The organism is Pseudomonas sp. RGM 3321, from assembly GCF_022836805.1.
Taxonomy (GTDB): Bacteria; Pseudomonadota; Gammaproteobacteria; order Pseudomonadales; family Pseudomonadaceae; genus Aquipseudomonas.
Map to the genome: position 1 here is coordinate 41,408 of NZ_JALHBH010000116.1, position 13,709 is coordinate 55,116.

Here is a 13,709-nt window from a genome sequence, read left to right on the forward strand (position 1 = left end):
GGCGCATCGTCATTCATAGCCATTCACAGGAATCTGGAGCTGACATGAAGTCTATCAGCCGATTACCCCGCATCAGCAAGGCAGAAGCCGTACTGATTCTGATCACCATGCTCTGGGGCGGTACTTTCCTGCTGGTCCAGCATGCACTGACCGTCAGCGGCCCGATGTTCTTCGTCGGTCTGCGTTTCGCTGCAGCGGCGCTTATCGTAGCGCTGTTTTCAATGCAGGTGCTGCGCGGTCTTACCTTTCTCGAACTCAAGGCCGGTGTCTTCATCGGCACCGCGATCATGCTCGGCTACGGCCTGCAGACCGTCGGACTGCAGACCATCCCCAGTAGTCAGTCGGCGTTCATCACGGCACTTTACGTGCCCTGCGTGCCGTTGTTGCAATGGCTGGTGCTTGGCCGTCGACCGGGATTGATGCCGACACTGGGCATCATCCTCGCCTTCACCGGGCTGATGCTGGTGGCAGGGCCGCAGGGAGCGTCCCTGCAACTCAGTTCCGGCGAGATCGTGACGCTGATCAGCACGGTGGCCATCGCAGCAGAGATCATCATGATCAGTGCCTATGCCGGCAAGGTCGATGTGCGGCGGGTCACCGTGGTGCAACTGGCAACTGCCTCCGCTCTGGCCTTTCTGATGATCGTGCCTACTCAGGAACGCTTGCCGGACTTTTCCTGGTTGCTGGTGCTCAGCGCAGTTGGGCTTGGCGCGATGAGTGCAATTATCCAGATCGCCATGAACTGGGCACAGAAAAGTGTTTCGCCTACGCGCGCCACGGTTATTTATGCCGGTGAACCGGTCTGGGCCGGGATTGTCGGAAGAGTGGCTGGGGAACGCTTGCCGGGCATCGCTCTGCTAGGCGCAGCATTGATTGTGGCCGGGGTGATCGTCAGCGAAATGAAGCGGCGTTCTGCACTCAGTGAACAGAGCCTTGCTGAGGAAGATGGCATGCGCAAAGCCGAGTGAGAGGTGGTTATTTTCCGCGGTGAAACATATTTCCCGTGACAACTTTTTGCTGACTTAAAAACAGCAGACACTTTTTGTAGGAAATTTTGGAAACAGTCCCTTTGGTATCGGGGTGTCTGGCACGTATGATGCTTGACATTCCCCTGCAGATTAGAAGCCTATGTCCCTGATAGTTCTACTGCTTCTGCCTTTCATCGGCAGCTGTCTGGCGGCCTTTTTGCCGCACAACGCGCGTAACGCAGAATCGTTTCTGGCCGGTCTGGTCGCCCTCATCGGCGCTATCCAGATGGCATTGTGGTTCCCGCAGATCGCCGACGGCGGCGTTATTCGCGAAGAGTACTTCTGGCTGCCGAGCCTGGGGATGAACTTTGTTCTGCGTATCGACGGCTTCGCCTGGCTGTTTTCGATGCTGGTGCTGGGCATTGGTGCGCTGGTCTCGCTCTACGCCCGTTACTACATGTCGCCGGATGACCCGGTGCCGCGCTTCTTCGCTTTTTTCCTGGCCTTCATGGGTGCCATGCTTGGCCTGGTGATGTCCGGCAATCTGATTCAGATCGTGTTTTTCTGGGAGCTGACCAGCCTGTTCTCGTTTCTGCTGATCGGCTACTGGCACCACCGCGCCGATGCACGGCGCGGCGCTTACATGGCGCTGATGGTCACCGGTGCGGGGGGGCTGGCGCTGCTGGCCGGCATGATGATCCTCGGGCACGTGGCAGGCAGTTATGACCTGGACCGGGTGCTGGCATCCGGAGATGCGATTCGCGCCCATGCCCTTTACCCGGTATTGCTGACCCTGATTCTGATCGGTGCATTGACCAAAAGCGCCCAGTTCCCCTTCCATTTCTGGCTGCCGCACGCGATGGCAGCCCCCACACCCGTGTCGGCATATCTGCACTCGGCGACCATGGTCAAGGCCGGGGTGTTTCTCATGGCGCGAATGTGGCCTGCGCTGTCCGGCACTGAGCAATGGTTCTGGATCGTCAGTGGCGCAGGTGCCTGTACCCTGATTCTGGGTGCCTACGCGGCTATCTTTCAGAATGATCTGAAGGGCCTGCTGGCCTACTCGACCATCAGTCACCTGGGCCTGATCACGCTGTTGCTGGGCCTCAACAGCCCGCTGGCTGCGGTAGCTGCGGTCTTTCACATTCTCAACCACGCCACCTTCAAGGCCTCGCTGTTCATGGCCGCCGGGATTATCGACCACGAGAGCGGAACGCGAGATATCCGACGTCTCAGTGGGCTGGTGAAGCTGCTCCCCTACACTGCAACACTGGCGATGGTCGCCAGTGCATCGATGGCAGGCGTGCCGCTGCTCAACGGGTTTCTGTCCAAGGAAATGTTCTTTGCCGAAACCGTGTTCATTTCCGCCACTGCCTGGGTCGAGATTGCCCTGCCGGTGATCGCGACCATCGCCGGGATATTCAGCGTTGCCTACTCGCTGCGCTTCACGGTCGATGTGTTTTTCGGTCCGGCAGCCAAGGATCTGCCGCACTTACCGCATGAGCCACCGCGCTGGATGCGTGCACCGGTCGAATTGCTGGTGCTGACGTGCCTGGTGGTGGGGATTTTCCCGGCGCAATCGGTCGCTCCCCTGCTCGCGGCGGCCGCGCGCCCCGTAGTCGGCGGAACGCTGCCCGAGTACAGCCTGGCGATCTGGCACGGCTGGAACCTGCCGATGGTCATGAGCCTGGTGGCGATGGCTGGCGGTATCATCCTGTATCTATTGCTGCGAAAACCTCTCAAGCACGAGCGCATTACTGCACCGCCGCTGGTGGGCAGGCTCAACGGCAAGCGTTTTTTCGAACGCAGTCAGGTGGTGATGATGCACTGGGCGCGGCGTTTCGAGCGCAAGGTCAGCACTCGTCGCTTGCAGCCGCAACTGTTTCTGCTGGTACTGGCAGCCGTACTGGGCGGCTTCATACCGATGTATTTCAGTGGCCTGACCTGGGGCGACCGGCCGAAGATTCCGGGTTCCGGGGTATTCGTCACGCTCTGGCTGATCGCGATTGCCTGCGCTATAGGCGCAGCCTGGCAAGGTAAATATCACCGTCTGGCGGCACTGGTCATGGTCAGCGTCTGCGGCCTGATGACCTGCATCACCTTCGTCTGGTTCTCGGCACCTGATCTGGCGTTGACTCAACTGGTCGTGGAGGTGGTGACGACCGTACTGATTCTGCTCGGTCTGCGCTGGCTGCCACGACGCAACGAAGACGTCGCGCCATTGAGTGCACGCCTGCGCGCTCGCACCCGGCGGATACGCGACTTCGGTCTGGCGGTTCTTGTCGGTCTGGGCATGGCGATATTGTCCTACGCCATGCTGACCCGCCAGACACCCAACGCCATCTCGTCCTTTTACCTGAGCCGCGCGCTGCCTCAGGGCGGTGGCACCAACGTGGTCAACGTGATGCTGGTGGATTTCCGCGGCTTCGATACGTTTGGCGAAATTACCGTGCTGGCAGCGGTAGCCCTGACAGTCTTTGCCCTGCTACGTCGCTTCCGCCCACCGAAGGAAAGCATTCTGCTGCCCACACAGCAACGCCTGCTGGCCCGTGACGTGGTGACTGACCTGGTCAACCCGCGCAGTGCCAGCGATACCGCACTCGGTTTCATGATGGTTCCGGCAGCGCTGGTGCGATTACTGCTGCCGATTGCCTTCATCATCTCGATGTACTTGTTCGTTCGAGGTCATAACCAGCCAGGCGGCGGGTTTGTGGCCGGGCTGGTGATGTCGGTGGCGTTCCTTCTGCAATACATGGTGGCAGGCACCCAATGGGTCGAGGCGCAAATGAGCCTGCGCCCGTTACGCTGGATGGGCACAGGTCTGTTGTGCGCGGTTCTGACCGGAGCCGGTTCCATGGTGCTGGGTTATCCGTTCATGACCACGCACACCGCGCACGTCGATTTGCCGATTCTGGGCGATATTCACATCGCCAGTGCGCTGTTCTTCGATGTCGGCGTGTACGCCGTGGTCGTCGGCTCGACGCTGCTGATCCTCACCGCACTGGCTCACCAGTCGGTGCGCAGCCACCGTCCGACGCAACTGCCCAAACCCGTTGCCAACCCGCAAGGAATCCTCTGATGGAAGAAGTCATTGCAATCGCCATCGGCGTGCTGGCCGCCTCGGGCGTCTGGCTGATCCTGCGGCCACGCACCTTTCAGGTGGTCATGGGGCTGTGCCTGCTGTCTTACGGGGTCAACCTGTTCATTTTCAGCATGGGCAGCCTGTTCATCGGCAGAGAACCGATCATCAAGGACGGCATTCCCCAGGACCTGCTCAATTACACTGACCCACTGCCGCAGGCGCTGGTACTGACCGCCATCGTCATCAGCTTCGCCATGACCGCGCTGTTTCTGGTGGTACTGCTCGCCTCCAGAGGCCTGACCGGCACCGACCATGTAGATGGCCGGGAGCCCAAGGCATGAGCTGGATGAATCAACTGATCATTGCGCCGATCCTGCTGCCATTACTGACCGCAGGGCTGATGCTCTGGCTGGGCGAGAAACATCGGCCGCTCAAGGGACGTCTCAATCTGTTTTCCAGCATCCTCGGGCTGGGCATTTCCGTGGTGCTGTTTCTCTGGGTGCAGCACAGCGGCAACAGTGGCTCGATCGGTGTCTACCTGCCAGGCAACTGGGGTGTGCCGTTCGGTATCGTGCTGGTGGTGGATCACCTGTCGGCACTGATGCTGGTGCTGACCGGCATCATCGGTGTTTGCGCCCTGTTGTTCGCGCTGGCGCGCTGGGACCGGGCCGGCGCCAGTTTCCACGCACTGTTCCAGATCCAGCTCATGGGGCTGTATGGCGCATTCCTGACCGCCGACCTGTTCAACCTGTTCGTATTCTTTGAAGTCCTGCTGGCAGCGTCATACGGTTTGATGCTGCATGGCTCCGGCCGGGCGCGGGTGTCGACTGGCCTGCATTACATTTCCATCAACCTGCTGGCTTCGTCGCTGTTCCTGATCGGCGCTGCGCTGATCTACGGCGTAACCGGCACGTTGAACTTCGCCGATCTGGCGATCAAGATCCCGCAAGTGGCAGAGTCAGATCTGGGCCTGCTGCATGCTGGCGCAGCCATTCTGGCCACGGCATTTCTGGCCAAGGCAGGCATGTGGCCACTGAACTTCTGGCTGGTCCCGGCCTATTCGGCAGCCAGCGCGCCGGTAGCAGCAATGTTTGCAATCATGACCAAAGTGGGCGTTTACACCCTGCTACGCCTGTGGACACTGCTGTTTTCCGGGCAGGCCGGGGCCTCGGCATTCTTCGGCGGCGACTGGTTGATCTACGGCGGCATGGCGACGATTTTCACCGCTGCGATTGCGATCATCGCTGCCCAGCGCCTGGAGCGCCTCGCCAGCCTGAGCATACTGGTGTCAGCGGGCATTCTGCTGTCTGCGGTCGGTTTCGCCCAGCCGAGCCTGACCTCGGGCGCGCTGTTCTACATGGTCAGCTCGACGCTGGCGCTGAGCGCCATGTTCCTCCTGGGCGAATTGGTCGAGCGTTCCCGCTCGGCCAACGAGATCCCTCTGGAGTACGACGTGGATCAACTGCCCCGCACCCTTGAGTCGCTGCATCCGCCACCCGGCACCAACCTGGACGACGAGCAGAAGGTCGTGGTCGGTCAGGTCATACCCATGACCATGGCATTCCTGGGCCTGAGCTTTATCGCCTGCGCGTTGCTGATTACCGGCATGCCACCGCTGTCAGGGTTCATCGGCAAACTCACGCTGCTCAGCGCCTTGATGAATCCGCTGGGGCTGGACGTCGCGCAGGACGAAGCGCTCTCGACCCAGGCATGGCTGCTGATTGGCCTGCTGATCTTTTCCGGGCTGGCGTCGCTGATCGCTTTTTCCAGGCTCGGCACCCAGCGCTTCTGGACACCACACGAGCGCCCTTCGCCGTTGCTGCGTCGCAACGAATGCCTGCCGATCATCATCCTGCTGGGCCTGTGCGTTGCGCTGACGTTCAAGGCCGAGCCTTTGCTGCGCTATACCCAGGACACCGCCGCCGCGCTGCACGAGCCCAAACAGTATGTGCAGTCGGTGCTTGCCACACGCCCGATGCCCGGCCCTACCAGCCAGGAAATCAGTTCGGAGGGGCAGCCATGAAGCGCCTGTTTCCGGCTCCTCTGCTTTCTCTGGCACTGTGGCTGTTATGGCTGGTTCTGAACCTGTCGATCAGCCCTGGCCACCTGCTGCTGGGTGCCGTGCTGGGCTTTCTCGCGCCCTTGCTGATGGCACCGCTGCGCCCGCTGCCGGTGCGCATCCGCAAACCCGGCACAATCCTGAAGTTTCTGTGCATGGTCGGGTGGGATGTGGTGGTTTCCAACCTTCAGGTCGGTTTGAGCGTTTGGCGGCTGGAAGGTCGTCCGCCACGCTCGGCTTTTGTACGTATCCCGCTGGACCTGCACGATGCCCACGGCCTCGCCGCGCTGGCGATGGTCACTACGGTCGTACCCGGAACGGTATGGTCGGAACTGGCGCTGGATCGTAGTGTGCTGCTGATGCATGTTTTTGATCTGGAGGATGAAGCGCAATTCATCGAACACTTCAAGACCACCTATGAGCGACCGCTGATGGAGATCTTTCAATGAGTGCATTGCTCGACAACGCGATCCTGATCAGCCTGCTGATCTTCGCCCTGGCGATGGTGATCACCCTGCTCCGCCTGCTCAAGGGCCCCTCTGCCCAGGACCGGGTGCTGGCGCTGGACTACCTGTACATCATTGCCATGTTGATGATGCTGGTGCTCGGCATCCGCTACGCCAGTGACACATACTTCGAAGCAGCCATGCTGATTGCCCTGTTCGGCTTTGTCGGCTCCTTCGCTCTGGCTAAATTCCTGCTGCGCGGAGAAGTGATCGAATGACCGGACTGCCGAACACCGTACCCTTCTGGGCCGAGATACTGACCGCCGGGCTGCTGATCGCCAGCAGTCTGTTCGCCTTGACCGGTGCTCTCGGGCTGCTGCGCCTCAAGGACTTCTTCCAGCGCATGCACCCGCCAGCCCTGGCATCGACGCTGGGTGCCTGGTGCGTCGCGCTGGCGTCGATCATCTATTTCTCTGCTCTGAAGGCAGAGCCGGTGATTCACGCCTGGCTGATTCCGGTGCTGCTGGCAATCACCGTGCCTGTGACCACGCTGCTGCTGGCGCGTACAGCGCTGTTCCGCAAGCGCATGGCCGGTGACGATGTGCCAGCAGAAATCAGTAGCGGCACTGGCAATGGAGAGTCGGCAGGCGGCTGATCCTCCAGCCTGGCCAGCGTTACTCGCTGGCCTTGAACGTCAGCTCGCCCTTGCGCCATTTGGCAGCCTTGCCGACTGCGCCTTTGAGAACCTTGCTCATGCCGGTCTGCAGCTGCTCTTTTGCGGCAAACACCATGACTACGGCCTGACCTTCCTTGAACACAATGCCGTGGCCTTCAGGGATATCGACGAATGCATATTCGCCCAGCCCATACACAGTCATCTTGATTTCACGGAATTTCAATTCGAGCTTGCCGCCTTCACGGCTTGGCAGTACCGACGCGCGAAAATGATCGCCGACCTTGAGCTCAAGGCGCGGCTTGTCGTCGACGACCAGAGCGGTTTCGGTGTCGATTTCAGCGATATAAATACCTTCGGCTGACTGCTCGGTGATGTAGACAAAACGGGACTGAAACTGCTTGACCAACTGTGCGCGGAGATCGCCGAGCACGAACAAGGCATGGGTATCCAGATTACTTACAGCCAAAGTACAAACCCTCAAACATGAAAATGAGGCTGCCTGATGTCAGGGCAGTCAAGAAAGTGGTTAATCCATAGACCGCGTCAAGCGACCGGAAATTTTCCGGCACGCTGCACGCAGAAGCGCTGAAAGCGCCACCGCAAACCTTGTGCAGGCGGATGGCGGATTCTACCGGCTCATGGCAGCTACGGGATATATACCTTTTGTACACTGCAATGTCGCAAAAGCGCTGGTGCCCTGAAACCGGCGGCCAGCCTGATCACGGCTCAAAGGCTGGACGGGTTCCAGCCAGGCGATCAGTGTGCATTCGGCGATACTGGAAACATATCACTTGTAGGCAGAGCACAAAAGGCCATCTTCTCACACGGCCAAATGCATCGAACTCTTGCGTGCGTCGGCCACTCCCATAAGAACTGATGAAGACGGGGATATCCCCCGGCGAGGAGATGACATGGAACAGACTACAACGACCATCAACGACCTGTTCACCCAATTGGGACTTGAATCGGATGATGAGAGTATCGACAAATTTGTCGCTAGCCACTCTCTGCCCGACGACGTGAAGCTGATTGATGCCGACTTCTGGACGCCGCGGCAGGCTGACTTTCTCAAGGAGCAGCTGCATGAGGATGCCGAATGGGCGATGGTGGTCGACGAACTGAATGTGCGCCTTCACAAAAAGCCCGAGTGAACCACTCGGGCGTTGATTCCTACTGCGGATAACCGGGCTGGCCGACATTGGGATGCAACGTCCTGCCACCCGGTTGCGGAGCATGCACAAAGACGGCGTCGCCAAAGGTGCCCATTCTGCCGACCACTGCATTCCAGTGCGCGGACTGATGGATATAGCGCCAACGCAGTAGCTGCTCTTCATGACTGTCCAGTAAGTAAGTCCCGCCTCGCGCATAATCGATCAAACGGGTTGAAATGCGTTCGAGTTCGGGAGGAAGTTGAAATTCAAGGCTGTTTGGCACAGGGTCGAAAGGCACCCCCTCATCACAGGCCAGTGCATGCATGACCTGTAACGACACCCTCGACAAGTGACCAAAGACCTGGCGGTTCATACCCACTGCAGCAACGATCGTTTTCATGCCATTCAGGGTTTTTCTGCACGGGTAACATTTGCTTTCGCAGGTCTGAACCCTCATAAATGCCTGGCTGTCCAGCGGGTCGATCCAGTCATTCCGGCTCATGGCGCTTAACAGGGCCTGGGCGTCTTTCCAGCAAGGCGCCGCCTCACGAGGGCTGTCACGATTGACCAGGCTGCTTTGCGGACGCGTGAGCAGCACGCTTTCTTCCATCTGTGGAGGATAACCACCGCCGATATCGGAATGGGCGCCGGGTAAAGCGATTTCCTTCGTCCATGCCGGCAGGACGCTGTTAAGCGCGAAGTTGCGCCGTGATTCATCACGAGCCACCAGATGCAGCACCTGTTGGGCACACCCCGGCGGCAGGTAAAGATTGACCCTCCTGTTGTTCGCGTCCCGGGTATTGCCCATATCCCTGAAACTGCCGATAGCGGCGACAGTGTCGAACAGGCCGATAACCTTGAGCCGTACACTGCCGTTACGCCAGCTGAAATGCTCACTCAGCCTGACCTTGCGGCTTTGAAGTATCGGCTCAAGCATTCCTGCCTGCTGTTTCAGTACTTCATTGGCGAGGTGCCTGGCCGACGCAGCACCTCGACTGAAGCCGAACACGTCCAGCTCAAGCGCTTCCAGTACACAATCCGGGTTGTCTCGTGGAAATGCCTTCAATACCGATTCAAGCTTTCTGAATGCATTTTCCACCTTGCATATCACACCAGTGGTACCCCGGCCGAAACTCTGCCCCGGCCATACCGAATCACGCCCACCGGAGGTAGTACCCGCCCCGCTTACATAGATCGAGTAGTACACCCTCAAGCCTGTACTGTCATTTTCGGCAACACGTTGCAGACGGTAAAGATCGACCAGCCTGGCTATATTGCTCGGATCATTACTGTAACTACTGCCAGAATGAACATGACGACCCGCACACTCTTTAATGTGCTGACCACCATTCATTTCAATCAATGCCTGACAGTCCGCCCCGATCTGACTGTTGACACGATTATTTCCCGTACCGTCGAAGAAAATTCCGACCCGTGCGGTAACACGCCGCGTTACCACGTCCGAGATTGCTGCTGTTTGTTCGACATTCCATTTATCGTTCATATCTTTTCCATCCTTAGAGGCAGGCCAAGAAAAGGCCGCACTTAAATCAAAACGTAAATAACGTTGATTTAAACAGCTTGCTTAAAGATGGTGATCAGTCAAGTCATGTAGCGCGTATTCAGAGTATTCCTACAACTTCTGTCATCAGGTATTTATTATTTATAAACAAACACCTACACATTTGTGCAGATGGGTTCAAGAACCCGCAGTTTCACTTAACAGAAAAACCAACCGGGCAGGTTATTTAATACTTTATCTAACCTGAGCCGCCTGATTGCAGAATCAGCGGCTTTGCGGTTTATACCCAAGGCGCAGACCACCCCAATGTCGCCCGTTGACCATAATGGGCACGGACAGGTCGTGCATCAGCTCGCCGGTGTCGCGAGTGTAGGTTTGCAGCAGGACAGGCTGTTGATGGCTGCCGCAGCGAATGCCGGTACGGTCATCGAACTTGCGCTTGCTTCGATTACGCGCGTTGTCCACCGTCGCATCACCTGTCAAAGGCTGACTGAAAGCGTTGTTGTGCGTCGGCACATAACCTTGCTGCGTGCAGGCAATGGCGAATACCAGACCTTCATGGCGCGAGAGCAGCGGTTCTTGCAATGCTGGCAAGACCTGATCGGTGTAGCGATCAAAACGCGTGGTAAAGCGGGTGGGTGAGGTATTGGGAACGGGTTTGTAGTTGCGATCAAACAAGTCATCCAGGCTGACGTGCCCTCGCACAATATCAGCCTCGAATTTTTCCGCGATCAGCCGCGCCCCTTCGCGAGCCAGGTCGTAGATACGCTGGTGATATTCATCCAGGCCGACCTGAGCCAGCCGCTGACTGATGGTCTCGGCCTGCCCCTCCATCTGCACGGCGGCTTTGGCCAGTTGCCGGGTTTGTTCATCGCTGACGGCAAGATCACTGCGCATGTGCTCGACAGCATCGAACAGGCTGGCCAACTGGTCCTGATTGCTCCTCGCGCCTTGAGCAATTTCGCTGACCTGGCTTTCCACCTCAATTGCAAGCCGGGCGATGTTGCCCAGGTGCTGGCCGGTCAGCTCGACCTGCTCGACCCCCACATCGAGGTCAGAAGACAGCTCGCGAATCTGCTCCACCACCTGAGCGGTGCGCTGCTGGATATCGGCCACCATCTGCCCGACTTCCCCGGTGGCGCTGGCGGTACGGCCCGCGAGCCCGCGTACTTCGTCAGCGACCACCGCGAAACCGCGCCCGTGCTCACCTGCCCGGGCGGCTTCGATGGCCGCATTGAGCGCCAGCAGGTTGGTCTGGCTGGCGATAGATTGAATGACCAGCGTCACACGCTGGATTTCTTCACTGCGCTGGCTCAGCGCCTCGATCAGCTCACGACTGCCTACAGCACGCTTGCTCAAGAGGTGCATGCGCTCGATGGACTCATTCAGAACGCTGCTTCCCGATTCGCTGCGCTGGCGCGCCTCGCTGGCTGCAACCAACGCCTGTTGACTCAACTGGGCAGTCTGCTGCTCGGTCGCAATCATCTGCTCGGCGCTGTTGACTATCTGTCCGGCAGCACCCAGCTGCGACTGCACCTTGCCTGCCAGTTGCCCGACGGAAAATGCCACCTGAGCGGCCGACAGTGCGTTGTGGCTGGTGGTGCGCGACAGGTCGCGAGTCAGCAGCGTGATATCACTGTCACTTGCCTCGACTTGCGAGCCCGGCTGCCTTCTGCGCAACAAAAGCGGCAGCCAGGCCACCAGCAGCGCTGCGGGAATGACGATATAGAGAGACAAACCGATAACGCTCATAGCGGCGAACAACAGGCACAACACGACACTTTGCACCGCCGGCAACCACCACTTCGACGCAGCGCCGCGAGCATCGGCCAGTGGTAATCCGGCTGCCATGGATAGGTTCTCGGCCATGCTGCGTCACCCCATCGGTATTTATCATTATTACGTTTATTAAACGCTAGATAACGGCCTTATGCCATGCACCGTTGGTCGTAGCGAGCAATACGTTTTCGACAAATTCCGGGCACAACAAAACCGGGAGGCGATCGCTTGCCTCCCGGTTCGGTCACTCAGCTGCTGCCTGCGTATCAGGCTTGGCGCTGGTGCTTGTCGATCTGCTCGTGGCGCTCTTGCGCCTCGATGCAATATTTGGTGGTCGGGCTAATCAGCAGACGCTTCAGGCCGATTGGCTCACCGCTGTCATCGCACCAGCCGAAGGTATCATCGGCAATACGCGAGAGGGCCATTTCCAACTGGGGCAGCATGCGCTGGTCGCGGTCGATCACATTGACCAGCCAGTGACGCTCCTCTTCAACCGAAGCGGCGTCTGCAGGGTCGGCAGGCGTGTCCAGGCTCTCGATCGCAATACGGCTCTGCTCGATTCGCTCGTGGATCTCGACCTTCATGCCCTGCAACAGCTCGACGAAGAAAGCGTGCTGCTCGGCGTTCATGTAGTCATCGGCCGGCATGGCCAGCAACTTTTCCTTTGTCATTTATTTCTCTATAAAAAAACGTGCATTGAGGAGCGGCTTGACGTTGCCGTGCAAACCAATAATCTCCAAGCGCCACCTGGCACTCAATTTACGAGGGGCGGCAGTCTAAGGCCGGCTAGCGGGCTCGGCAACACAATTGAAGGGTTTTTGTACAACAATTGCCGTAAAACCCTTGAAATGCGGGCGAAAGACCCGGCCAGCATGCTACTTGATGAGGCTCTGACCTGCTGACAGCCAATCGGTTCCTGCAACATCCAACGCACAAAAGGGCCTGAAAAGGCCCTTTGATGCAGATGATTGAAATCAGCGCTTGGTCTTGCGCTTGTTGCGATATTGATCGATTACCACCGCCACTACAATGATCAGGCCTTTGATAATGTCCTGAACATAAGCATCTACGCCAACAAAGGTAAAACCACTGGCCATTACGCCGAGAATCAGCGCACCGATCACAGTGCCGGTAATTCGTCCTACCCCACCGGACAGGCTGGTGCCGCCGATGACTGCGGCAGCGATAGCGTCCAGTTCATAAGACATGCCCATCCCGGCCTGCCCGGTTGCGGCACGTGCCGAGGCAACCACTCCTGCCAGCCCGGCCAGCAGCCCGGCGATGCTGTAGACGATAACCAGGTGGCGCTTGACGTTGATCCCGGAAGTACGCGCAGCCTGCATGTTGCCGCCGATGGCGTAGGTGTATTTGCCGTACTTGGTGTAACGCAAAGCGATGTGGAAGATCACCGCCACCACCAGAAAGATGATCACCGGCATCGCGCCCTGCCCGATAGCCGTGTAGGAGTCCGAGAGCATGCTCACCGGCTGACCTTCGGTGTAGAAACGCGCCAGGCCACGCGCGGAGACCATCATGCCAAGCGTGGCAATGAACGGCGGAATACCGGTTATGGCAATGATGCTGCCGTTGATGGCACCCGCCAGCAGCCCGACTCCGAGCCCGACCACGATCGGAATCCACACGGGCAGGTCGGTCAGGGAAGGGAATACCGCCCGGGAAAAGTCCGAGGTTTGCGCCAGACTCGCGGCAATCATCGCCGACAGTGCCAGCACCGAACCGGATGACAGGTCGATGCCTGTGGTAATGATCACCTGAGTCACGCCGATGGCCAGCAAGCCGATGATCGATACCTGAAGGATCATCAGTACCAGACGCTGGGAGTTGAGCAGAAAGCTCTGATCACGGACGATCCAGCCAAACAGCTCAAAGGTCAGACCGATGCCGATCAGCACCAGAAAAATACTCAGCTCGGTTGGCAGCCGCCGTTTGTTCCTGGTCGGCGCCAGGGCCGGTTTGTTTTGCGAAATCGCGTTGCTCATGTTCGTTCCCCTTTTGTTCTTCTTCT

Annotated in this window: 13 protein-coding genes; 8 read left to right on the forward strand and 5 right to left on the reverse strand. The window is 58.6% G+C overall.

Annotated features, from left to right (window positions below):
• Nucleotides 1-44: 44 nt before the first annotated feature.
• From RGM3321_RS19225 to RGM3321_RS19255, 7 genes are all read left to right on the forward strand, one after another.
• The gene (locus RGM3321_RS19225) at nucleotides 45-968 is read left to right on the forward strand and encodes a DMT family transporter (protein ID WP_244394420.1); all 924 of its coding nucleotides are present in this window, start codon (nucleotides 45-47) and stop codon (nucleotides 966-968) included.
• Between the two features lie 160 nt (nucleotides 969-1,128).
• Entirely contained in the window at nucleotides 1,129-4,047 is a 2,919-nt protein-coding gene (locus RGM3321_RS19230; RefSeq protein ID WP_244394421.1) for a monovalent cation/H+ antiporter subunit A, read from the forward strand.
• Nucleotides 4,047-4,391, forward strand: a complete 345-nt coding sequence (locus RGM3321_RS19235; RefSeq protein WP_002554068.1) for a Na+/H+ antiporter subunit C — start codon at nucleotides 4,047-4,049, stop codon at nucleotides 4,389-4,391. The genes RGM3321_RS19230 and RGM3321_RS19235 overlap by 1 nt, the downstream gene beginning before the upstream one ends.
• Nucleotides 4,388-6,073 carry a monovalent cation/H+ antiporter subunit D gene (locus RGM3321_RS19240; RefSeq protein WP_244394422.1) on the forward strand — a complete coding sequence of 562 codons (1,686 nt, stop codon included), beginning with the start codon at nucleotides 4,388-4,390 and terminating at the stop codon, nucleotides 6,071-6,073. Before RGM3321_RS19235 ends, RGM3321_RS19240 begins: the two co-directional genes overlap by 4 nt.
• Nucleotides 6,070-6,558, forward strand: a complete 489-nt coding sequence (locus tag RGM3321_RS19245; protein WP_058409041.1) for a Na+/H+ antiporter subunit E — start codon at nucleotides 6,070-6,072, stop codon at nucleotides 6,556-6,558. The genes RGM3321_RS19240 and RGM3321_RS19245 overlap by 4 nt, the downstream gene beginning before the upstream one ends.
• Nucleotides 6,555-6,833 (forward strand): K+/H+ antiporter subunit F, encoded by a 279-nt coding sequence (locus RGM3321_RS19250; protein WP_002554071.1) that lies wholly within the window; start codon nucleotides 6,555-6,557, stop codon nucleotides 6,831-6,833. Before RGM3321_RS19245 ends, RGM3321_RS19250 begins: the two co-directional genes overlap by 4 nt.
• On the forward strand, nucleotides 6,830-7,210 hold the full coding sequence (locus tag RGM3321_RS19255) for a Na+/H+ antiporter subunit G (protein ID WP_244394423.1): 381 nt from the start codon (nucleotides 6,830-6,832) through the stop codon (nucleotides 7,208-7,210). Before RGM3321_RS19250 ends, RGM3321_RS19255 begins: the two co-directional genes overlap by 4 nt.
• A gap of 19 nt (nucleotides 7,211-7,229) precedes the next feature.
• On the opposite strand, the gene RGM3321_RS19260 is transcribed toward RGM3321_RS19255, so the two are convergent.
• A complete protein-coding gene (locus RGM3321_RS19260) occupies nucleotides 7,230-7,697 on the reverse strand; it encodes a hypothetical protein (protein WP_002554073.1) in 468 nt (155 codons plus the stop codon).
• A 445-nt stretch (nucleotides 7,698-8,142) separates the two neighbouring features.
• Here RGM3321_RS19260 and RGM3321_RS19265 point away from each other — a divergent pair, with 445 nt between their 5' ends.
• Nucleotides 8,143-8,382 carry a DUF2789 domain-containing protein gene (locus RGM3321_RS19265; RefSeq protein ID WP_244394424.1) on the forward strand — a complete coding sequence of 80 codons (240 nt, stop codon included), beginning with the start codon at nucleotides 8,143-8,145 and terminating at the stop codon, nucleotides 8,380-8,382.
• Nucleotides 8,383-8,401: 19 nt separating this feature from the next.
• On the opposite strand, the gene RGM3321_RS19270 is transcribed toward RGM3321_RS19265, so the two are convergent.
• From RGM3321_RS19270 to RGM3321_RS19285, 4 genes are all read right to left on the reverse strand, one after another.
• Nucleotides 8,402-9,886, reverse strand: a complete 1,485-nt coding sequence (locus RGM3321_RS19270) for a DUF2235 domain-containing protein (RefSeq protein ID WP_244394425.1) — start codon at nucleotides 9,884-9,886, stop codon at nucleotides 8,402-8,404.
• A 282-nt stretch (nucleotides 9,887-10,168) separates the two neighbouring features.
• On the reverse strand, nucleotides 10,169-11,773 hold the full coding sequence (locus tag RGM3321_RS19275; RefSeq protein WP_244394426.1) for a methyl-accepting chemotaxis protein: 1,605 nt from the start codon (nucleotides 11,771-11,773) through the stop codon (nucleotides 10,169-10,171).
• A gap of 176 nt (nucleotides 11,774-11,949) precedes the next feature.
• Nucleotides 11,950-12,354 carry a TraR/DksA C4-type zinc finger protein gene (locus RGM3321_RS19280; protein WP_002554078.1) on the reverse strand — a complete coding sequence of 135 codons (405 nt, stop codon included), beginning with the start codon at nucleotides 12,352-12,354 and terminating at the stop codon, nucleotides 11,950-11,952.
• A gap of 303 nt (nucleotides 12,355-12,657) precedes the next feature.
• Nucleotides 12,658-13,683, reverse strand: a complete 1,026-nt coding sequence (locus RGM3321_RS19285) for an ABC transporter permease (protein ID WP_244394427.1) — start codon at nucleotides 13,681-13,683, stop codon at nucleotides 12,658-12,660.
• Between the last annotated feature and the right edge of the window lie 26 nt (nucleotides 13,684-13,709).

What these genes read in the sequence shown, in the direction of transcription:
- RGM3321_RS19255 (WP_244394423.1), top strand. Translation starts at nt 6,830, where the DNA reads ATGACCGGACTGCCGAACACCGTACCCTTCTGGGCCGAGATACTGACC.
- RGM3321_RS19225 (WP_244394420.1), top strand. Translation starts at nt 45, where the DNA reads ATGAAGTCTATCAGCCGATTACCCCGCATCAGCAAGGCAGAAGCCGTA.
- RGM3321_RS19265 (WP_244394424.1), top strand. Translation starts at nt 8,143, where the DNA reads ATGGAACAGACTACAACGACCATCAACGACCTGTTCACCCAATTGGGA.
- RGM3321_RS19235 (WP_002554068.1), top strand. Translation starts at nt 4,047, where the DNA reads ATGGAAGAAGTCATTGCAATCGCCATCGGCGTGCTGGCCGCCTCGGGC.
- RGM3321_RS19250 (WP_002554071.1), top strand. Translation starts at nt 6,555, where the DNA reads ATGAGTGCATTGCTCGACAACGCGATCCTGATCAGCCTGCTGATCTTC.
- RGM3321_RS19280 (WP_002554078.1), bottom strand. Translation starts at nt 12,354, where the DNA reads ATGACAAAGGAAAAGTTGCTGGCCATGCCGGCCGATGACTACATGAAC.
- RGM3321_RS19240 (WP_244394422.1), top strand. Translation starts at nt 4,388, where the DNA reads ATGAGCTGGATGAATCAACTGATCATTGCGCCGATCCTGCTGCCATTA.
- RGM3321_RS19275 (WP_244394426.1), bottom strand. Translation starts at nt 11,773, where the DNA reads ATGGCCGAGAACCTATCCATGGCAGCCGGATTACCACTGGCCGATGCT.
- RGM3321_RS19245 (WP_058409041.1), top strand. Translation starts at nt 6,070, where the DNA reads ATGAAGCGCCTGTTTCCGGCTCCTCTGCTTTCTCTGGCACTGTGGCTG.
- RGM3321_RS19285 (WP_244394427.1), bottom strand. Translation starts at nt 13,683, where the DNA reads ATGAGCAACGCGATTTCGCAAAACAAACCGGCCCTGGCGCCGACCAGG.
- RGM3321_RS19230 (WP_244394421.1), top strand. Translation starts at nt 1,129, where the DNA reads ATGTCCCTGATAGTTCTACTGCTTCTGCCTTTCATCGGCAGCTGTCTG.
- RGM3321_RS19270 (WP_244394425.1), bottom strand. Translation starts at nt 9,886, where the DNA reads ATGAACGATAAATGGAATGTCGAACAAACAGCAGCAATCTCGGACGTG.